This is a genomic window from Stenotrophomonas maltophilia group sp. RNC7 (assembly GCF_030910085.1).
GTDB lineage: Bacteria > Pseudomonadota > Gammaproteobacteria > Xanthomonadales > Xanthomonadaceae > Stenotrophomonas > Stenotrophomonas sepilia.
In genome coordinates, this window is record NZ_JAVFVN010000193.1 from 19,974 (window position 1) to 38,296 (window position 18,323).

At 66.7% G+C, this 18,323-nt stretch carries 18 protein-coding genes and 1 other RNA gene; 8 read left to right on the forward strand and 11 right to left on the reverse strand.

Annotated features, from left to right (window positions below; translation table 11 throughout):
- Positions 1–38 precede the first annotated feature (38 nt).
- Positions 39–836 (forward strand): helix-turn-helix transcriptional regulator, encoded by a 798-nt coding sequence (locus RCF13_RS02530; protein WP_061477934.1) that lies wholly within the window; start codon positions 39–41, stop codon positions 834–836.
- 122 nt (positions 837–958) lie between these two features.
- On the opposite strand, the gene dnaJ is transcribed toward RCF13_RS02530, so the two are convergent.
- From dnaJ to hrcA, 4 genes are all read right to left on the reverse strand, one after another.
- Positions 959–2,083, reverse strand: coding sequence for a molecular chaperone DnaJ (gene dnaJ, locus RCF13_RS02535; protein ID WP_061477935.1), 1,125 nt, complete (start codon positions 2,081–2,083; stop codon positions 959–961).
- Between the two features lie 154 nt (positions 2,084–2,237).
- Entirely contained in the window at positions 2,238–4,160 is a 1,923-nt protein-coding gene (dnaK, locus tag RCF13_RS02540; RefSeq protein WP_005416183.1) for a molecular chaperone DnaK, read from the reverse strand.
- Between the two features lie 181 nt (positions 4,161–4,341).
- Positions 4,342–4,857, reverse strand: coding sequence for a nucleotide exchange factor GrpE (grpE, locus tag RCF13_RS02545; protein WP_061477936.1), 516 nt, complete (start codon positions 4,855–4,857; stop codon positions 4,342–4,344).
- Between the two features lie 63 nt (positions 4,858–4,920).
- Complete coding sequence (gene hrcA / locus RCF13_RS02550; protein ID WP_005416180.1) at positions 4,921–5,985, reverse strand: heat-inducible transcriptional repressor HrcA; 1,065 nt, start codon at positions 5,983–5,985, stop codon at positions 4,921–4,923.
- A 115-nt stretch (positions 5,986–6,100) separates the two neighbouring features.
- On the opposite strand from hrcA, the gene recN reads away from it, so the two are divergent.
- Positions 6,101–7,762 carry a DNA repair protein RecN gene (gene recN, locus RCF13_RS02555; protein ID WP_231352673.1) on the forward strand — a complete coding sequence of 554 codons (1,662 nt, stop codon included), beginning with the start codon at positions 6,101–6,103 and terminating at the stop codon, positions 7,760–7,762.
- A 122-nt stretch (positions 7,763–7,884) separates the two neighbouring features.
- On the opposite strand, the gene RCF13_RS02560 is transcribed toward recN, so the two are convergent.
- Positions 7,885–8,802 carry a LysR family transcriptional regulator gene (locus tag RCF13_RS02560; RefSeq protein WP_134968051.1) on the reverse strand — a complete coding sequence of 306 codons (918 nt, stop codon included), beginning with the start codon at positions 8,800–8,802 and terminating at the stop codon, positions 7,885–7,887.
- A 97-nt stretch (positions 8,803–8,899) separates the two neighbouring features.
- On the opposite strand from RCF13_RS02560, the gene RCF13_RS02565 reads away from it, so the two are divergent.
- Positions 8,900–10,144, forward strand: coding sequence for an SGNH/GDSL hydrolase family protein (locus tag RCF13_RS02565; protein WP_231352672.1), 1,245 nt, complete (start codon positions 8,900–8,902; stop codon positions 10,142–10,144).
- Between the two features lie 58 nt (positions 10,145–10,202).
- Here RCF13_RS02565 and fur read toward each other — a convergent pair whose 3' ends face one another.
- Positions 10,203–10,610 carry a ferric iron uptake transcriptional regulator gene (fur, locus tag RCF13_RS02570; RefSeq protein WP_005409235.1) on the reverse strand — a complete coding sequence of 136 codons (408 nt, stop codon included), beginning with the start codon at positions 10,608–10,610 and terminating at the stop codon, positions 10,203–10,205.
- A gap of 103 nt (positions 10,611–10,713) precedes the next feature.
- Here fur and bamE point away from each other — a divergent pair, with 103 nt between their 5' ends.
- Entirely contained in the window at positions 10,714–11,106 is a 393-nt protein-coding gene (gene bamE / locus RCF13_RS02575) for an outer membrane protein assembly factor BamE (RefSeq protein ID WP_005409234.1), read from the forward strand.
- A gap of 34 nt (positions 11,107–11,140) precedes the next feature.
- Here the strand turns inward: bamE and RCF13_RS02580 are convergent, their stop codons facing one another.
- Both RCF13_RS02580 and RCF13_RS02585 read right to left on the reverse strand, forming a co-directional pair.
- A complete protein-coding gene (locus tag RCF13_RS02580; RefSeq protein WP_072168307.1) occupies positions 11,141–11,398 on the reverse strand; it encodes an RnfH family protein in 258 nt (85 codons plus the stop codon).
- A gap of 3 nt (positions 11,399–11,401) precedes the next feature.
- A complete protein-coding gene (locus RCF13_RS02585; protein WP_061477941.1) occupies positions 11,402–11,827 on the reverse strand; it encodes a type II toxin-antitoxin system RatA family toxin in 426 nt (141 codons plus the stop codon).
- Between the two features lie 57 nt (positions 11,828–11,884).
- On the opposite strand from RCF13_RS02585, the gene smpB reads away from it, so the two are divergent.
- Positions 11,885–12,388 carry an SsrA-binding protein SmpB gene (gene smpB / locus RCF13_RS02590; RefSeq protein ID WP_005416174.1) on the forward strand — a complete coding sequence of 168 codons (504 nt, stop codon included), beginning with the start codon at positions 11,885–11,887 and terminating at the stop codon, positions 12,386–12,388.
- A 75-nt stretch (positions 12,389–12,463) separates the two neighbouring features.
- Here the strand turns inward: smpB and RCF13_RS02595 are convergent, their stop codons facing one another.
- Positions 12,464–13,036 (reverse strand): hypothetical protein, encoded by a 573-nt coding sequence (locus tag RCF13_RS02595; protein ID WP_061477942.1) that lies wholly within the window; start codon positions 13,034–13,036, stop codon positions 12,464–12,466.
- Between the two features lie 220 nt (positions 13,037–13,256).
- On the opposite strand from RCF13_RS02595, the gene ssrA reads away from it, so the two are divergent.
- Together ssrA and RCF13_RS02605 are read left to right on the forward strand one after the other, a co-directional pair.
- Positions 13,257–13,610: a transfer-messenger RNA gene (ssrA, locus tag RCF13_RS02600) on the forward strand.
- Between the two features lie 158 nt (positions 13,611–13,768).
- Positions 13,769–14,251 (forward strand): hypothetical protein, encoded by a 483-nt coding sequence (locus tag RCF13_RS02605; protein ID WP_134968055.1) that lies wholly within the window; start codon positions 13,769–13,771, stop codon positions 14,249–14,251.
- Between the two features lie 14 nt (positions 14,252–14,265).
- On the opposite strand, the gene RCF13_RS02610 is transcribed toward RCF13_RS02605, so the two are convergent.
- Positions 14,266–14,727, reverse strand: coding sequence for an isoprenylcysteine carboxylmethyltransferase family protein (locus RCF13_RS02610; RefSeq protein WP_061477972.1), 462 nt, complete (start codon positions 14,725–14,727; stop codon positions 14,266–14,268).
- Positions 14,728–14,873: 146 nt separating this feature from the next.
- Here RCF13_RS02610 and RCF13_RS02615 point away from each other — a divergent pair, with 146 nt between their 5' ends.
- A complete protein-coding gene (locus tag RCF13_RS02615) occupies positions 14,874–16,895 on the forward strand; it encodes an alpha/beta fold hydrolase (protein ID WP_134968056.1) in 2,022 nt (673 codons plus the stop codon).
- A 17-nt stretch (positions 16,896–16,912) separates the two neighbouring features.
- Here the strand turns inward: RCF13_RS02615 and RCF13_RS02620 are convergent, their stop codons facing one another.
- Positions 16,913–18,136 carry a cytochrome P450 gene (locus RCF13_RS02620; RefSeq protein WP_229298538.1) on the reverse strand — a complete coding sequence of 408 codons (1,224 nt, stop codon included), beginning with the start codon at positions 18,134–18,136 and terminating at the stop codon, positions 16,913–16,915.
- Between the last annotated feature and the right edge of the window lie 187 nt (positions 18,137–18,323).

The following is an 18,323-nucleotide window of genomic DNA, read 5'->3' on the forward strand; positions in this document are numbered from 1 at the left end:
TACGGTTGCCCCTCCCTCCCTTCTGCCGCGTTCAGGTCATGCCCTATCGCAAAAAGGACATTGCCAGTGACGTCGATCCGGCCGCGCCCTGGCGGGAGGTTCCACTGCATCGCCCGGTCACCTATCGGGTTACCCAGTACCCGGTAGGTACCCACATTCCCGGGCACAAGCACCAGCGCCACCAGCTGGTCTACGCCATCTCCGGCCTGATGGTGGTGCGCTCGGAAGTCGGCCGCTGGGTGGTGCCCTCGAACCGCGCGATCTGGATGCCGGCCGGCATGGTGCACGCGGTGGACTGCATCGCCGCCGTGCACATGCGCAGCCTGTACATCGACCCGTCGTTCGCCCCGCAGTTGCCCGCCGAACCGTTCGCGGTGCAGGTCTCGCCCCTGCTGCGCGAGCTGCTGCAGGCCGCCACGCTGGTCAAGGGCGAGCACATCGAGGACAGCCGCGATGGCCGCGTGGTCCGCCTGCTGCTGGATGAGCTGCACCGCATGGACGTGCTGCCGTTGCACCTGCCCGCGCCAACCGACCCGCGCCTGCAGAGGATCTGCCTGCACCTGCAGAAGCACCCGGGCGATGACGCCACGCTGCAGGACTGGGCGCAGGCGCTGGAGGTGGACGTGAAAACCATCCAGCGGCATTTCGCCAACGAGCTGGGCATGACCTTCGGCCAGTGGCGGCAGCAGGCACGGCTGCTGGCCGCGATGGAACGGCTGGCGGTCGGCGACAAGGTCATCGATGTCGCGCTGGCGACGGGCTACGACAGCCCCAGCGCGTTCACCAGCATGTTCAAGCGCCAGCTGGGGCAGACACCTGCGGCGTTTTTTCGGTAACGCCGTCCACGCATGGCGTGGATCCACCATCGCGGCGCATGCCCGGCGGAAACCATCGCGGATCGCAAACGAGAACGCCGGGCATGGCCCGGCGCTTCCGCTCAACGCTCCGGTTGAAAAACTCAGGACGTCATCCGGTCCCAGAAGCCCTTCACGCCGTCGATGAAGGTGGCCGACTTCGGCGAATGCTTGCGCGCTTCCTCGCCGACGAAGGTGGCTTCGAACTGCTCCAGCAGCTTGCGCTGTTCGGTGGTGAGGTTGACCGGAGTCTCCACCACCACGCGGCAATACAGGTCGCCTTCGCTGCGGCTGCGCACCGAACGCACACCCTTGCCGCGCAGGCGGAACAGCTTTCCAGTCTGGGTCTCGGCCGGAATGCGGATCTCCGCTTCGCCGCCGAGGGTAGCCACGCGCACGGTGTCACCCAGTGCCGCCTGCGAGATGCGGATCGGCACTTCGCAGTGCAGGTCGTCGCCATCGCGCTGGAAGATCGCATGCTCGCGCACGCGCACTTCCACGTACAGGTCGCCCGGCGGCGTACCGGCCGGCCCGGCTTCACCCTCGCCCTGCAGGCGGATGCGGTCACCGGTATCGACGCCCGCCGGCACCTTCACCGACAGCACCTTGTCTTCCTCGACGCGGCCGTTGCCGTGGCAGGTCTTGCAGGGCTTGGCGATGATCTGGCCTCGGCCGCCGCAGTTGTGGCAGGCCTGCTGCATGGCGAAGATGCCGCGCTGGATGCGCACCTGGCCGCGGCCATGGCACACATTGCAGGTCTCGACCTTGCCGTCCTCGGAGCCACTGCCATCGCAGTCGCTGCACTCGGCCAGGGTCGGAATCTCGATGCGGCGCTCGACGCCGCGCACGGCTTCTTCCAGGTCCAGCTCCATCACGTAGCCGATATCGGCGCCGCGACGGGCCTGGCGCGGGCCACCGCCGCCCCCGCCAAAGATGTTGCCGAAGATATCGCCGAAGATATCGTTCATGTCCGGGCCACCCGGGCCGCCGCCGCCCATGCCGTGCTCGAACGCGGCGTGGCCGTGGCTGTCGTACATGCGGCGCTTGTTGCCGTCGGACAGCACTTCGTAGGCTTCCTTGCACTCCTTGAAGGAGGCCTCGGCCGCCGCATCACCCGGGTTGCGGTCCGGATGGAACTTCATCGCGCAGCGACGGTACGCCTTCTTCAGCTCGTCGTCGGTGGCGGTGCGGGCAACGCCCAGCACTTCGTAGTAATCGCGCTTGCTCATATCGTGAATCGGGTTCCGGAAAGTCGGGATTCGTCAAAGCGGAAGAGCGGAACCAGGTCCGCTCTTGCGTCGGGCGCCCCGACACGCCGGTGGGCGGTCAGGACCCTGATGCGACAACGGGACGCTGGTGGCCAGCGTCCCGCGTCGGTCCGGATCAGGACTTCTTGTCGTCCTTGACTTCGGTGAACTCAGCGTCGACCACGTCATCCTGCGCCTTGCCGGCATTGCCGGCGTCGGCCCCCGGGGCACCGCCCTGGTCGGCCGAAGCAGCGGCGAACAGCGACTGGCCAGCTTCTTCCAGTGCCTTCGACTTGGCTTCGATCTGTGCCTTGTCGTCGCCCTTCATCGCGGTTTCCAGGTCGGCCAGCGCCGCCTCGACCTTGCCGATGACATCGCCGCCGACCTTGCTGCCGTGCTCGGTGATGGCGCTGCGGGTGCCGTGGATCAGGGCGTCGGCCTGGTTGCGGGCCTGCACCAGTTCCTGGAACTTCTTGTCTTCTTCGCGGTTGGCTTCCGCGTCGGCAACCATGCGCGCGATCTCTTCCTCGGACAGGCCCGAACCGGCCTTGATCTCGACCTTCTGCTCCTTGTTGGTCTTCTTGTCCTTGGCCGACACGTGCAGGATGCCGTTGGCGTCGATGTCGAAGGACACTTCCACCTGCGGCAGGCCACGCGGGGCCGGCTCGATGCCGGACAGGTCGAACTTGGCCAGCGACTTGTTGAAGCGGGCCTGTTCGCGCTCACCCTGCAGCACGTGCACGGTCACGGCCGACTGGTTGTCCTCGGCGGTGGAGAACACCTGCGAGGCCTTGGTCGGGATGGTGGTGTTCTTCTCGATGATCTTGGTGAACACGCCACCCATGGTTTCGATACCCAGCGACAGCGGGGTCACGTCCAGCAGCAGCACGTCCTTGACGTCGCCGCCCAGCACGCCGCCCTGGATCGCCGCACCCAGTGCCACGGCTTCGTCCGGGTTGACGTCCTTGCGCGGTTCCTTGCCGAAGAACTCGGTCACCGCCTGCTGCACCTTCGGCATGCGGGTCTGGCCGCCGACCAGGATCACTTCGCTGATGTCGCTCGAACGCAGGCCGGCATCGTTCAGGGCGACGCGGCACGGCTCGATCGACTTCTTGATCAGGTCGTCCACCAGTGCTTCCAGCTTGGCGCGGGTCAGCTTGATGTTCAGGTGCTTCGGACCCGACGCGTCAGCGGTGACGTACGGCAGGTTCACTTCGGTCTGCTGGGCGCTGGACAGCTCGATCTTGGCGCGCTCGGCAGCATCCTTCAGGCGCTGCAGGGCCAGCGGATCCTTGCGCAGGTCGATGCCCTGGTCCTTGTTGAATTCTTCAACCAGGTACTCGATGACGCGGTTGTCGAAGTCTTCGCCACCCAGGAAGGTGTCGCCGTTGGTGGCCAGCACTTCGAACTGCTTCTCGCCGTCGACATTGGCGATCTCGATCACCGAGACGTCGAAGGTGCCGCCGCCCAGGTCGTACACCACGATCTTGCGATCCTTGTTGTCGCCCTTGTCCAGGCCGTAGGCCAGCGCAGCCGCGGTCGGCTCGTTGATGATGCGCTTGACGTCCAGGCCGGCGATGCGACCGGCGTCCTTGGTCGCCTGGCGCTGGCTGTCGTTGAAGTAGGCCGGCACGGTGATGACCGCTTCGGTGACCTTCTCACCGAGGAAGTCCTCGGCGGTCTTCTTCATCTTCTCCAGCACCTTGGCCGAGATTTCCTGCGGGGCCATCTTCTTGCCGTCGCTGGTGGCGACCCAGGCATCGCCATTGTCATGGGCGAGGATGCTGTACGGGACGTGGGCAATGTCCTTCTGCACCTCACCGTCGGTGAACTTGCGGCCGATCAGGCGCTTCACCGCGTAGAAGGTGTTCTTCGGGTTGGTCACGGCCTGGCGCTTGGCCGAGGCACCGACCAGGACTTCGCCGTCCTTGGTGTAGGCGACGATCGACGGGGTGGTGCGATCGCCTTCCGAATTCTCGATGACGCGGGCCTTGCCGCCGTCCATGATCGCCACGCACGAGTTGGTGGTGCCGAGGTCGATACCAATGATCTTGCCCATGGGGGAGACTCCTGAGGATGCTTGTTGGGGTCAGTCCGGCCGTTCGGCCGGTGGATGAATACGATGTGGGGGAGGCCCGTGGAACATTCAAGCCACCTCCCGAACGCTGTGTTTCCGGTCGCCCGGCGCGTTCAGCGTCGGGCCGGGTCGCAGGTCATTCCCGCCGCCCGGCCCGGCAGGGTCAGTCGGCGGCCACCACCACCAGCGCCGGCCGCAGCAGGCGCTCGTTGAGCAGGTAGCCCTTCTGGAACACGGTCACCACGCTGCCCGGGGCAGCGCCCGGGGTCGGCGCCTGGCTGATGGCCTGGTGGTGCTCCGGGTTGAACGGCTGGCCGATCGGGTCCAGCAGGACCAGGCCGTTGTCGGCAGCGACCTTGAGCAGCTGCTTGTAGGTCAGCTCCAGGCCTTCGCGCAGCGGGTGCGGGTCGTCGCCGGCGGCCTTCAGGCCGGCATCCAGGCTGTCGAACACCGGCAACAGCTCACCCAGCAGCTTCTCGTTGGCGAACTTGCGGGCCTGCTCGATGTCACGGGCAACGCGCTTGCGCTGGTTTTCCAGGTCGGCGCGCTCACGCAGCGCATCGGCCTTGACCTGCTCGACTTCGGCGCGCAGACGCTCGACTTCGTCGTTGACGCCGGCGGTGGCAGCCGCATCGGCGGCACTCTGCTGGGATTCGATATCTGGATGTTCGTGGTTCATGTCTGGGTCCCTGGCGGTCACTCTCCGCCTCCACCCACCCTAGTGTGGGCGGGATGCTGCGTTTCAAGCGTCGGATGTTCCCGGCGTGCGTCCGGCCGGCGAAAAGGCCGCGCCAAGCACATCGGCGGTGGCCTGGACCAGCGGGATCACCCGGTCGTAGGCCATCCGCTTGGGACCGATCACGCCCAGCACGCCCAGCACCTGGCCATTGGCGGTATACGGGGCGGTGACCAGCGAGACGCCCTGCAGCGGCATCATTCCGGTCTCTTCGCCGATGAAGATGCGCACCCCCGGCGCCTGGATGGTCCGCTCCAGCAGCTGCAGGATCTCGCGCTTGCTGGAGAACAGCTCGAACAGTTCGCGCAGGCGCTCCAGGTCGGACAGGTCCTGCACGCCCATCAAGCGGGTCTGCCCGGCCACCAGCATGTCGTCGGCCGCCGGCTGCAGGGCCTGCTCGGCCAGTTCGATGCTGTGGGCCAGCAACTGCTCCAGTTCGGACCGGGCGTCGCGCAGCTCCAGCAGCAGGCGGGTACGGATCTCGGCCATCGGCAGGCCGGCGAAATGCGCATTGAGGTAGTTGGCGACCTGCTCCAGCTGGCCCGGCGCAAACTCCTGCCGGGTCTCGATCACCCGGTTCTGCACCTCGTTGTCGGCAAATACCAGGATCGCCAGCACCCGGCGCCCGTCCAGCGCCACGAAATCGATCTGGCGGAAGGCGAACTGCTCGCGCCGCGGTGCGCTGACCACGCCGACGAAGTGGCTCATCGCCGACAGCAGCTCCGAGGCGCTGCCGAGCAGGGCCTGGGTACTGCCGCCGCCGGCCAGCTCCTGGCGCAACCGGGCCAGCTCGCCCTCGCCCGGCGGCTGCATCTGCAGCAGGCTGTCGACGAACACCCGATAGCCATGCGCGGTCGGGACGCGGCCGGCCGAGGTATGTGGCGAGGCCAGCAGGCCCAGATCCTCCAGGTCGCCCAGGATGTTGCGGATGGTGGCCGGGCTGACCTCCAGGCCGGCCACGCGCGCCAGCGTCTGCGAGCCGACCGGCTCGCCGTCCTGGATGTATCGCGCGATCAGCGTGCGCAGCAGGTGGCGCGCACGCGGGGCAAGCTGGTCGGGAGAACCGTGCATGGAATCAACCTGTGAGACACGGACACTAGATAATGGCGGCGCATCGCCTTGGCAAGTCATTGGACCTCCCGCGCCCGCGTGCTAGCGTTGCGCGGCTGCTGACACCCCCTTACCCATGCTCAGACATCTTTCGATCAAGGATTTCGCCGTCGTCCGCGCCACCGAACTGGAGTTCGGGCCAGGCATGACCGTGGTTTCAGGCGAGACCGGCGCCGGCAAGTCGCTGATGGTCGACGCGCTGGGCTTCCTGTCCGGCCTGCGCGCCGACAGCGGCGTGGTCCGCCATGGCGCCGCCCGCGCCGAGCTTTCCGCCGAGTTCGTGCTGGACCAGCTTCAGGCTGCGCGCCAGTGGCTGGCCGACAACGAGCTGGACGACGAGGACCAATGCCAGCTGCGCCGCGTGATCCGCGCCGACGGCGGCTCGCGGGCCTGGATCAATGGCCGCCCGGTGACGCTGGCACAGCTGGGCGACCTGGCCTCGCTGCTGGTGGAGATCCACGGCCAGCATGAACAGCAGGCGCTGCTGGCGCGCCCGTCGCAGCTGGCCCTGTTGGATGCCTACGCCGGCAACGAGGAAGAACGCCGCCAGGTGCGCCGCGCCGCCGCCGCCTGGCAGGCACTGGTCGATGAATCGCTGGCGCTGTCACAACAGGGCGACGTCAGTGACCGGATCGGCTTCCTCGAGCACCAGCTGCGCGAACTGGACCGCGAGGACCTGGAACCGGAATCGATTGCCGCACTGGGCGCCAGCCACCGCCGCCAGGCGCATGCCAGCGCCCTGCTGAGCGCCTGCCAGGCCGCCAGCAACCAGCTCAACGGCGATGACGGCAGCTCCGCGCTGGACCTGCTGCAGCAGGTGCGCCACGAGCTGTCGCGCCTGATCGAACACGACCCGCGGCTGGGCGAGGTGGACGGCCTGATCGAGAACGCCTCGATCCAGTTGCACGAGGCCCTGTCGCTGCTGGACCGCGTGCATGACGATCTCGACGCCGACCCGGAACAGTTCGAGGAGAACGAGCGCCGCCTCGGCCGCCTGCACGACCTGGCCCGCAAGCACCGCGTGCCGATGGACGAACTGGGCGCGCAGCGCGAGCGCATGCATGCCGAAGTGGAGCAGCTGCGTGGCGCCGACGAGCGCCTGCAGCGCCTGGCCGGCGAGATCGACAAGGCCGCCGCCGCCTGGCGCGTGCGGGCTGAAGTGCTGACCGCCAGCCGCCGCAGCGCCGCTGCCGAACTGTCGGCCACCACCACCGGCATCATCGCCGAGCTCGGCATGGGCGGCGGCCAGTTCCTGATCGAACTGGAGCCACAGGACAGCGGCAAGCCCGACCCGCAGGGTGCCGAGCGCGTCGAGTTCCTGGTGGCGGCCAACGCCGGCCAGCCGCCGCGCGCCCTGCGCAAGGTGGCCTCGGGCGGTGAACTGTCACGCATCTCGCTGGCCATTGAAGTGGCCGCGCTGGACCTGGATGCAGTGCCAACCATGGTGTTTGACGAGGTCGACTCCGGCATCGGCGGCGCGGTGGCTGACATCGTCGGCCAGAAGCTGCGCGCGCTCGGCGAGAAGCGCCAGGTACTGTGCGTGACCCACCTGCCGCAGGTCGCTTCCAAGGGCCATGCCCATTACCGGGTCAGCAAGGCCCCGGTGGAAGGCATGACCCAGAGCGCAGTGGAAAAGCTGGACAACAAGGCGCGCGAGGAAGAGCTGGCGCGCATGCTCGGCGGTGTGGAAGTGAGCAAGGAAGCGCGCGCCGCCGCCCGCAAGCTGCTGCAGGCCTGAGGCCGGCGGAGCCGAGCGCGGGCTCGGCTCTACAGGATTTCCCGAACGAACCGACGTGTAGCGCCGAGCCCATGCTCGGCTTCCGCGCACCAGCGTGGCACAGCTCACCCCAGCGGCCGGCATTACCCCCGTGGCTGCGTCAGGTCGACGTTCTCCACCAGGAAATCGAGGAACGCGCGCACCCGCAGCGGCAGGTAACCGCCCTGCCCCAGGAACACCGCGTGCACCTCTTCCAGGTCGCCGGGATTGGCCTCTTCCAGCACCGGCAGCAAGCGCCCGGCAGCAATGTCCTCCTGCACCTGGAATGCCGCCAGCCGCGCCATGCCCAGCCCGCCCAGCACCAGCTGGCGCAGCGCATCGCCGTTGCTGGCGCGGGCATTGCCACTGGGCAGCAGCATCCGCTCGCGCCCCTCCTGCAGCAACGGCCACCCCTGCATCGCACGCGCGTGGCCGATGTCCAGCCGGTTGTGCGACTGCAGCTCCTCGGCAGTGCGTGGCAGCCCGTGCCGCTGCGCGTAGGCCGGTGCAGCCACGATCATCATCCGCGTCGCGCCCAGCCGTCGCGCCACCAGACTGGAGCTCTTCAGCGGCCCGGCCCGCACTGCCACGTCGGTGCGCTGCTCCAGCAGGTCGATCACCTCGTCGTTGAGGGTCAGGTCCACGCCCACCTGCGGGTTACGCTCAAGGAACGCCGGCAGCAGCGGCAACAGGAAATGGCGGCCAAACGGCACGTTGGAGTTGACCCGCAGCCGCCCGCGCGGCTCGGCATGGGCGCTGGCACAACGCTCGGCCTCCTCCAGGTCGGCCAGCACGCGCAGGCCACGCTCGTAGAACGCGCAGCCTTCCGGGGTCAGCTGCAGCTGGCGGGTGGAGCGTTGCAGCAGGCGCGTGCCCAACCGTTGCTCCAGCCGCGCCACCAGCTTGCTCACCGCCGACGGGGTCATGTCCAGCGTTCGGGCGGCGGCGGAGAAGCCACCGGTCTCGATCACGCGCACGAACACTTCCAGTTCGCCGGATCGGTTGATGTCAGGTCGCGCCATGGCAATGAATCCAGTTCACAGATGATTGTCCATGCGCAGTCTAGTTCACAGATAAGCACGGAATCACCATGGCGGTCCCTCCACTCGGGACTGCCCGATGAACCGCTTGAGCCAGCTCACCGCCACCGCCCTGCTCGCCGTGTCCGGCGCCGCCAGTGCCGCATCCGCCCCGCACTGGGTCGCCAGCTGGCAGGCCAGCCCGCAGCCGGTCTGGAACGCGGATTTCCTGTTCCCGACCCTGGTCCCGGCCACACTGCAGGACCATACCTTCCGCCAAACGGCGCGCATCAGCCTGGGCGGCCCGCGGCTGCGGGTGCGGCTGAGCAATGCCTACGGCACCCAGCCGCTGCGGATCGGAGCAGCCAGCGTGGCCGCACGCGCGGGCGCCATCCCGCAACCGCTCAGCTTCGGCGGCCAGCCCGGGGTGTTGATCGGGCCCGGTCAGGAACAGCTGAGCGATCCGCTCCCGCTGGCCACGGATGACCGCCAGGCAGTGCAGGTCAGCGTCTTTGTGCCGGGGCCGGCAACCGTTCAGACGTTCCATTGGGAAGGCCGCCAGACCAGTTGGATCGCCCCCGGCGACCAGAGCCGGGCCCAGGACCTGAGCGCAGCCAGCAGCACCACCGCCCGCCTGCTGCTGACCGGAATTGACGTCGAGGCCGGCGCCGACGCGCGCAGCGTGGTGGTGATCGGGGATTCGATCACCGACGGTGCCACCGCCAGCCTCGACCAGGACCAGCGCTGGACCGATCATCTGGCCGCGCGCCTGGCAGCGCGGGGCATAGCCGTGGTGAACGCCGGCATTTCCGGGGGGCGGCTGCTGCGCGACGGCATGGGTGAATCCGCCCTGGTCCGCTTCCGGCGCGACGCGCTGGACCAGCCTGCGGTATCCAGTGTGATCGTGCTGATCGGCATCAATGACATCAGCTGGCCAGGTACCGCATTCGCCCGGAACCAGGCCCGGCCCACGCTGGCCGAACTGCAGGCAGGGTATCGCGCGCTGGCAGAACAGGCCCGCCACCGTGGCGTGCGGATCATTGGCGCCACCCTGCCGCCGTTTGCCGACGCCCTGCCCGGCACGCCACTGGACGACTACTACCACCCGGACAAGGATGGCCTGCGCCAGCGGATCAATGCCTGGCTGCGCACGGACAGCCCGTTCGACGCAGTGATCGACCTGGACGCGGCGCTGCGCGACCCGGCCGATCCCTCACGGATGGCCGCCGCCTACGACTCCGGCGACCACCTCCACCCGGGTGATGCCGGCAACCGGGCCATGGCTGAGGCGGTCGATCTTGAGGTGCTCATGGGGCCATCCACGCATGGCGTGGATCTACCGTAAGCAACGAAAAACCCCGGGCAGGCCCGGGGTTTCGTCGCATCCAGCTGGCCGGAACGGCTTACTTGCGCTTCTTGCGCACGTACAGCACCAGCGAGTGCTCTTCCAGCTCGTAGCCATGGTCTGCGGCGATCTTGCGCTGCAGCTCCTCGATCTCGTGGCTTTCGAACTCGATGATCTTGCCACTGTCCACGTCGACCATGTGGTCGTGGTGGCCGCCACGGTCCAGTTCGTAGACCGCCTGGCCGCCCTCGAAATTGTGCTTGAGCACGAGGCCGGCGGCCTCGAACTGGGTCAGCACCCGGTACACCGTGGCCAGGCCGATCTCGTCGCCATGCTCCAGCAGCTGGCGGTAGATGTCTTCGGCGGTCATGTGGTGCTGGGCATTGCGCTGCTCGAGCAGCGCCAGGATCCGCATCCGCGGATGGGTCACCTTCAGGCCGACTTTACGCAGGTCGTGGGTTTCCATAGGTCTCCGTTCATTGGCGATTTAGCGCCAGCTGCCTCGGATTGGGTCGCGGTGGCACGCCGGGAGTGTATCATCGGTTTGATTTCCCCAACCGCCAGTCCCGATGCGCAATCTCCTGTTGGTCGCCGCCGTCGCCCTGTCCACCACCGGGTGCGGCATCATCTACAAGCAACCCATCTATCAGGGCAACCTGATCCGGGAAGATGCCGTGGCCAAGCTGCAGGTCGGGCAGAGCAAGCAGCAGGTCACCGCGCTGCTGGGCACCCCGTCCATTCCCGACCCGTTCCACGCCCAGCGCTGGGACTACACCTCCAGCCAGCGCGTGAACCGCTTGGGCCGTACCGAAGTGAAGAACTTCGTGGTGTTCTTCGAGAATGACACCGTGACCCGCTGGGAAGGCGATTACTTCCCGGGCAACGACAAGGCCCTGGCCCAGCAGACCGTGCGCCAGTTCGGCCGCAATCTGCCGAAGGACAAGAAGAAGAAGGGCCGCTGAGCCCCCTGCCCGTCCGCAGGTACGGCTTCCGGAATCAACCGCCGAGCGCGCGACGCCGGCGGTTATCCTTCGGATCTGCCAGCAGCGGGCGCAGCAGTTCGATGCGGTCGCCGTCCAGCAGAACCTGGTGCGGGCGTGCCACTACGCCATGCACGGCGACGGCGGGACAATCGGCACTGCCTTCCAGTGCGGCCGCCGCGACAGCATCGGCGACGGTGGCCCCCTCTTCCAGCTGCAGGCGGCACGACAGCACCCGCTGCGGCCAGGCCAGTACCACCTCGACCTCGATCATCGCTCAGCCCTCGTCGGCGACGCGGACGAAATCGTTGACCATGCGATCGGCCAGCCCCTGGAAGCCGATCGCCAGCGCCGGACCGAGCAGGCGCGAGCTGGGTTCGAACTCCAGGGTCAGGGTGACCTTGCAGGCATCCTCGGCCAGCGCATGGAATTCCCAGCGGCCGTGCAGCTGCTTGAACGGGCCATCGCGCAGCTGCATATCGATGCTGTGCGGTCGCCGCAGGGTGTTTTCGGTCTGGAACCAGGTGCTGAACGAACCCAGGCCCAGGTCCAGGCGCGCCACCAGGCGGTCCTCGCCCTGCTCCATGATCTGGGCAGCCGAGCACCAGCGGAAACGGCTCGGATAGGCCTGGACATCATTGACCAGGTCGAACATGCGCGCGGCCGAATGTTCGACCAGGGCGCTGCGGCGGATAGTAGGCATGAATACAGGACGTTTCGGCAATCGACCGGGCGGGCCCGAATCGGAGACAATACGGAAATGAGCAAGAACAGCGGCAAGGATAAAGCAAAGAGCGCGACGGCCAACAAAACCATCGCGTTGAACAAGCGTGCCCGCCACGAGTACCACATCGAAGAGCGCTTCGAGGCCGGCCTCGCCCTGCAGGGCTGGGAGGTCAAGTCGATCCGCGCAGGCCGCGGCAACATCATCGACGCCTACGCCTATGTGAAGCGCGGCGAGATCTACCTGATCGGCGCACAGATCACCCCGTTGATCCAGGCCTCCACCCACGTGGTGGCCAATGACCGGCGCGAGCGCAAGCTGCTGCTGCACCGGAACGAGATCGACAAGCTGATCGGCAAGGTCGAGCGCGATGGCTACACGATCGTGCCCACTGCGATGTACTGGAGCAAGAACAAGATCAAGCTCGAAGTCGCGCTGGCCAAGGGCAAGCAGACCCATGACAAGCGCGATGCCGCCAAGGACCGCGACTGGGCGATCGAGAAGCAGCGTGTGATGCGTCGCGGCAACCGCGACGCGTAAGGCTGTAGCGCCGAGCCATGCTCGGCTTCGGCAAGAAGGGCAGCCGAGCGCAGGCTCGGCTCTACAAAAGGCGGGTCACCCCGCCAGCATGCCCTGCCCGCGCATGCGCGGTGCCAGCGCCGCGTGCATCACGGCCAGGTGCATTACGACCGCCAGTTCCGGGGCATGCCGGTCATCGCCCGCGCGCCACTGCTGTGCCATCTGGGCCGCATCGGCCGGCAACAGGGCCAGCAGCTGGGCGTCATCCAGCGAATCGGCAGCGCCCTGCAGCTGTCGCGCCAGCTGCCGCGACTGCCACACATGCACGCCGATGCTGAGGCTCGCCAGCGACATCAGGACCACGGCCAGCCCGTGCTCGAACCACTGCGACAGCACTTCCGGCCCCCACAGCAGGGCCGCCAACACCGCCATGCCCGGCAGACGCCAGCCCAGCCAATGGATGCGACCGCGCTGCGACCAATGCACCACCACCGCACTGGCGACCAGTGCTGCGGCCGCTGTGGCCGGCAGTTCGGTCAGCGCGGTGGCCGCAAGCAACGCCGCCAGTACCGCCCAGACCCAGCCGGGCGGCAGCGCGCGCCGCTGATAGTCGGCCCCGACGGGCCCGACCAGCTGTCGTAGGCTGCGTTGTTGGCTTGCCTCGGTCACCCACAGTCTCCGTGTTTGTCCTGGCCCGGATGGTCGCCGCCAGTGTGTCGCAAATTCGTGCCCATGACGTTACCAATCCGCTATGACGGAGGCTCTACAACTTGTTGCGGATTGCCAAGGTGACTGTTCAGCTGTTTTGCCGTAGCATTGCCACTGTTGGGCAGGCACTGACCGTGGCGACACGAAACAGGCCTTGTACCTTGCAGAACTTGAAGAAACCGGGGGTGCATTGGTTTCGACGGGGGTTGTGAAGTCGCCTGGCGCATGCCGAGGGGGTAGCTTTCCTCGTAAATCCAGCTGCAAAACTCTAGTTGCCAACGACGACAACTACGCTCTGGCCGCTTAAGGCCTAAGCCTCGAAACCGCTTGTGTCCATGCTCGCGGTGTAGAGTCACTATCATGGAATCGCGCTGGACGGCTGCCTGTCAGTCCGGCACTAGAACACAACAGGCTGGTTCCCGGATGCGCTTTGCGCACCGTGCTGTTCGGGGACGAGATCCAACGGTGAGCTAAGCATGTAGTGCTGGGGATGGAGTGCCTTCGGACGGCGGTTCAATTCCGCCCACCTCCACCATCTGTAAGGCCTGTCGAGGCCGCAAGAAGCCGGATCTCCCGTCAACTGGGGTTCCGGCTTTTTTGTGCCTGCACGTCGCGCAGGACGTGTGGCGCATAATCGGGATGACACCTCCAACACAGCAGTCCCTCCATCCGCGACCGCCAGAAGGATCTGCCATGAAAGCCCCCCTCGCGATGTCCCTGCTCCTCACCGCGCTCGCCGCAGCCCCAGCCACGCACGCCGCAGCCCCGGCCATCGCGCCGCCCGGCATCGCCACGCTGGAGGCGCTGCTGGCCTGCAAGGCAGGCTCGGATTTCAGTGCGGCCGACGCCATCGATGCGCTGCAGGCGGCCGGCCTGGCCAAGCAGCCGGGCGGCACGTTCGAGCCGGAGGACAAGCCGGTCGCGCTGTTTGGCGGCACGGTCAGCAGTGCCGATGTGAATGTGGCCGAAGGCGAGAAAGGCCTCTTCGTGTACTTGAACGGCGTCGATCCCAAGCGCCTGGCCAGGGCTTGGTCGGTGACCGAGGTCAACGAGCATGCCAATACCGAGGAACCTTCCTACGTGAAGCGCATCGACAAGCGCCACACCCTGCACGTGATCGCGGGTGACGACTACGAGGGCTATTCGGCGGCGGTGAAGTGCCAGATCAGCCGCTGATGGCGTAGCCGATGCTACAGCCAGCGTGGCACGCGATGACGGTACTGCGCGTACGCCTCGGGAAAGCGGGCCATCAGTGCCCGCTCCTCCGGCAGGATCTGCAGCCAAGTGATGTACGCCAGGAACAGCGGCACCACCAGCAGCGCGATCAGGTTCTGCAGGTACACCATGGCACCAAACAGGACCAGCGCCTGGCCGAGATACATCGGGTTTCGGGTGCGGCGATAGATTCCGCTGGTAACCAGCGCGCTCGACGCCGAAGGTCGCAGAGGATTGACGGTGGTACCGGCGCGTCGGAAAGAGATCTTGGGCAGCAAGTTGAGCACGACACCCAGCGTCACCGTCACCCCTGCCAGCAGAACCGGCACCGGCACCCGAAGGTGCAAACCCGGCCACAGCCAGCGTGCTGCAAAGCCCATAGCGGCGAACAGCAGCATTACCACGGGCGGGGGAATACGGGTTTCCAGCCAGACCATCGCGATCACCGTGTCCTTTCCATTGGCCGCAGTGTCACACGGGAATGGCTGAATCACCCAAGGCGGCCAGGCCCAAACCGACCGTCCGGTCTATTCCGCTTTGACAGGCCCACCGCTAGAGTGGCGCCACCGCGCAGGAGGATCGCATGGCTACCACGGGCTTGGGCTTCATCGGCCGCACGACCCTCATCATCACCGTGCTGCTCACCCTGGGCGGCTGCGCGACGCTGCGCCAGTTCGGGCCGTCGGTGCAGGTCGCTTCGGTTACGCCCGGCCAGTACATCGCGCTCAAGCGCGGTGACATCCTGACCTCCGGCAAGCTCAGCGCGGCGACCATTGAGACCCTGCGCGTGGCCGGGCTCGATGAGGGCGTCTGTGCCAAGCCCGGCCTGCCCTGCATCGAGGCGATGGAAGGCAGCATCGTGGTGCGCGAGGAAGACAAGCGCTCCAGCCTGGCCGAGTTGTGGCTGCAGTATGCGATGACCCTGCCGGCGCCAAAGCGCGAGTACTCGGCATCCGGCCGTGCCAAGACCGCCGTCACCGAGCTGGATGCCGACTTCCAGCCGCGCCTGGATGCCTGGATGCAGGTTGCGCGGCAGGCCTATGCCTATCTGTTCTTCACCGAGCGCACGGCGAACCAGCGCGGCTTCGAAGACCGCCAGACCCAGGTGCGCGATTACTACAACCTGGCGGTGCAGGAAGCCTCGGTGCAGCTTTACAACGCCTATGCCACCGGGCGCGTGCACGGCCAGGCCAGCCATTTCCAGCTGGGCCGCTGGACCTTCGTGCTGGCCCCTTCAGACGAAGCATCGGCGCTGGACCAGCGTACCCCCAGCGAGCTGGTACCCGCCGCCTCGCTGTCGTTCACCGGCACGCTGCGAAGCGTGCATCGCCGCGATGGCTTCGGTGCCGAACTGGTGGCAGTGATGGATGACCCGGCCGGCAGCACGACCACCACGCCTCCGGCGGCGGCGCAGGCGGCGCAGGCAAGACGTTCTGCCACGCAGAGCTGGAGCGAGATGCCCTCGCCATCGATGACGGTGCTATTGCGCTTCTCGGGGAAAAACCTGTGGGAGGTGCTGCACGATGACGAGCCGGAGCTGGAGATCCACGATCCCTACCAGGTTTCGGAAGTGACCCTGCACGGCCAGCAGGTGCCACTGGCGGCCAACTTCACTGCCGGCTATGCTCTGTGGCTGGCCCGCTCCAACTTCAGCCGACAGTCGCTGCGCACGCTGTTCGGCGGCAAGGGTGGCATCGACACGCCGCATCTGTACATGATGCAGCCCTACGACCCGAACCGCCGCGTGCTGCTGATGATCCATGGCCTGGCCAGCAGTCCGGAAGCCTGGGTCAACGTGGCCAACGAACTGCTGCGCGACGACGAGATCCGCCGGGACTTCCAGGTCTGGCAGTTCTATTACCCGACCAACATGCCCATCGCGATGAGCCACGATGCGATGCGCCACACGCTGGCTGAAGTATTCAAGCACTTCGACCCCAGCGGCAAGGCGCAGGCCTCGCATGACATGGTGCTGGTGGGGCACAGCATGGGCGGGGTGATCGCACGGTTGATGATCTCCTCCTCCGGCGACCACCTGGTCGACACCCTGCTGGCCACCGCGCAGATGACGCCCGCCCAGCGCGAACTGCTGCGCACCAAAGGCGCACCGGTGCTGACCTTCCTGCCGGAACCGGAAGTGTCCCGCGTGGTGTTCATCGCCACGCCGCATCGCGGCACCGACGTGGCGGGCACCCGCCTCGGCCGGTGGATCGGCCGGCTGGTGCGGTTGCCACTGACCGTGCTGGAAGACGTCGCCACCATTGCCAACGACGGCCAGATCGACCGCAATGACGGCAAGCACGGCTACCAGATGAACAGCATCCAGAACCTGGACAAGGACGACCCGTTCGTCCGCGCCGTGGCTGACCTGCCGATGTCACCGAAGGTGCACTACCACTCGATCATCGCCCGCGCCAAGGCCGATGGCCCACTTGAGAAGACCGATGACGGGCTGGTGCCCTACTGGAGTTCGCACCTGCCGCACGCGGATTCGGAGAAGGTGATCGTGTCCGGGCACAGCGTGCAGGAAGCTACGCCGGCCATCGTCGAGCTGCGGCGGATCCTGCATGAGGACATGCAGGCACACGGGCGAACGGGAAAGTAAGCCGCCGTCCCGACAGATCAGGCACCGGCCGTACGCCGCGAGAACGTGCCATGCAGCGCCGCCGGAATCGCAAAGCCCTCCATGCGCACCTCGGGCCGATAGTCGGCGCTGGGGGTGAAGCGGAACTCGCGTGCCAGCAGCGCGCACAGCAATACCAGCTGTGCATTGCCGACCGCCGATCCCACGCAGGAACGCGTGGGGAAGCCGTAAGGCACATAGATGCCGGCGGTACGCTTGCGCCGTTCGGGCAACCAGCGATCAGGATCGAACTGCAGCGGGTCATCCCAGTACTTCGCCGAGCGGTGCTGGATGAACGAACTCAACTCGAACACTGTGCCTTCGGCGATGGCCTGCCCTTCCACCTGCAGATCGCAGGCGGCCACCCGGCGGTTGTTGAAGGGCGTGGAGTACAGCCGCATCACTTCCTTCAGGAAGCGCATCGTGCAGGGAATCCTGGCCATCGGCAGCGCATGGATCTCCTCATCCGAGAGCGGCGCGAACTCCTCCTCGATGCGCTGGCGCCAGTGTGGATGCATCTGCATCGCCAACAGCAGGCAGGCGGCCATCATGCCGGGCACGCCGGAAATGGCGATCAGCTGCACGGTGACCAGGTAGGTGACCTTGTCCAGGCCGATGCGCTCTCGCAGGCTCAGCAATGACTGTGCGTAGTCCAGCGCCGAACGTCCACTGCGGAGCCGGCGCTTGAGTTCGGCGGCGATCGCCCGTGATTCGGCACGGCCGATGAGGAAGTTGCGCAGCAGGTGGCGCCGATGGATGACCTGCTCGACCTGGGTGGTGTAGCGCAGATGCAGGGCGCGTTCGATGGCTGCGGTGCCGCGGGCATCGAGCCCGTCGATCACCAGCGGGATCAAGGGATGGGCCATCACTTTCCACACCGCCGGCGTGGCATCCAGCGCGTGCCCGCATACCCCATCCAGAGCCTGCCTCATGCGCGACTGCAGTGCCTCCAGGGTCTGTGCTCCGGTGAGCTCAGCACTGCAGGCGGCGATCAGGCTGCGCACTTCGGTCCAGCGCACGCGCTCGTGACGGCGGAACAGGTCGGCCAGCGACTCGACGACGTACAGCTGCTCGGAATTTTCCTTGTCGACCTTGCCGGCAAGCTCCGGGCAGAACACCCCGATTCCACCGGTTTCCAGCTTCAGCACAGGCCCTTCGCGCTCCACGCGCGCAGCCAGGCGCTCGGCAGCAATGGCGCTGCCTTCATTCGACATCCCTTGCATGCAGTGCGTCTCCGGCAGGAAGGGACTCGAAAGACGAGTCCCTTCGTCTTGCTACCGCTCGATCGCGGGTTTGGCCCCCAGGATCAGAATTCGACCCACAGCGGCCAGGTATTCCACACGCTGCTCTTTTCGTTCGGATGAATATTCAGAGTGACGCGCAATGCTCGGGCGAATCTTTTCATTTTCA

What these genes read in the sequence shown, in the direction of transcription:
- RCF13_RS02530 (WP_061477934.1), top strand. Translation starts at nt 39, where the DNA reads ATGCCCTATCGCAAAAAGGACATTGCCAGTGACGTCGATCCGGCCGCG.
- dnaJ (WP_061477935.1), bottom strand. Translation starts at nt 2,083, where the DNA reads ATGAGCAAGCGCGATTACTACGAAGTGCTGGGCGTTGCCCGCACCGCC.
- dnaK (WP_005416183.1), bottom strand. Translation starts at nt 4,160, where the DNA reads ATGGGCAAGATCATTGGTATCGACCTCGGCACCACCAACTCGTGCGTG.
- grpE (WP_061477936.1), bottom strand. Translation starts at nt 4,857, where the DNA reads ATGAACCACGAACATCCAGATATCGAATCCCAGCAGAGTGCCGCCGAT.
- hrcA (WP_005416180.1), bottom strand. Translation starts at nt 5,985, where the DNA reads ATGCACGGTTCTCCCGACCAGCTTGCCCCGCGTGCGCGCCACCTGCTG.
- recN (WP_231352673.1), top strand. Translation starts at nt 6,101, where the DNA reads ATGCTCAGACATCTTTCGATCAAGGATTTCGCCGTCGTCCGCGCCACC.
- RCF13_RS02560 (WP_134968051.1), bottom strand. Translation starts at nt 8,802, where the DNA reads ATGGCGCGACCTGACATCAACCGATCCGGCGAACTGGAAGTGTTCGTG.
- RCF13_RS02565 (WP_231352672.1), top strand. Translation starts at nt 8,900, where the DNA reads ATGAACCGCTTGAGCCAGCTCACCGCCACCGCCCTGCTCGCCGTGTCC.
- fur (WP_005409235.1), bottom strand. Translation starts at nt 10,610, where the DNA reads ATGGAAACCCACGACCTGCGTAAAGTCGGCCTGAAGGTGACCCATCCG.
- bamE (WP_005409234.1), top strand. Translation starts at nt 10,714, where the DNA reads ATGCGCAATCTCCTGTTGGTCGCCGCCGTCGCCCTGTCCACCACCGGG.
- RCF13_RS02580 (WP_072168307.1), bottom strand. Translation starts at nt 11,398, where the DNA reads ATGATCGAGGTCGAGGTGGTACTGGCCTGGCCGCAGCGGGTGCTGTCG.
- RCF13_RS02585 (WP_061477941.1), bottom strand. Translation starts at nt 11,827, where the DNA reads ATGCCTACTATCCGCCGCAGCGCCCTGGTCGAACATTCGGCCGCGCGC.
- smpB (WP_005416174.1), top strand. Translation starts at nt 11,885, where the DNA reads ATGAGCAAGAACAGCGGCAAGGATAAAGCAAAGAGCGCGACGGCCAAC.
- RCF13_RS02605 (WP_134968055.1), top strand. Translation starts at nt 13,769, where the DNA reads ATGAAAGCCCCCCTCGCGATGTCCCTGCTCCTCACCGCGCTCGCCGCA.
- RCF13_RS02610 (WP_061477972.1), bottom strand. Translation starts at nt 14,727, where the DNA reads ATGGTCTGGCTGGAAACCCGTATTCCCCCGCCCGTGGTAATGCTGCTG.
- RCF13_RS02615 (WP_134968056.1), top strand. Translation starts at nt 14,874, where the DNA reads ATGGCTACCACGGGCTTGGGCTTCATCGGCCGCACGACCCTCATCATC.
- RCF13_RS02620 (WP_229298538.1), bottom strand. Translation starts at nt 18,136, where the DNA reads ATGCAAGGGATGTCGAATGAAGGCAGCGCCATTGCTGCCGAGCGCCTG.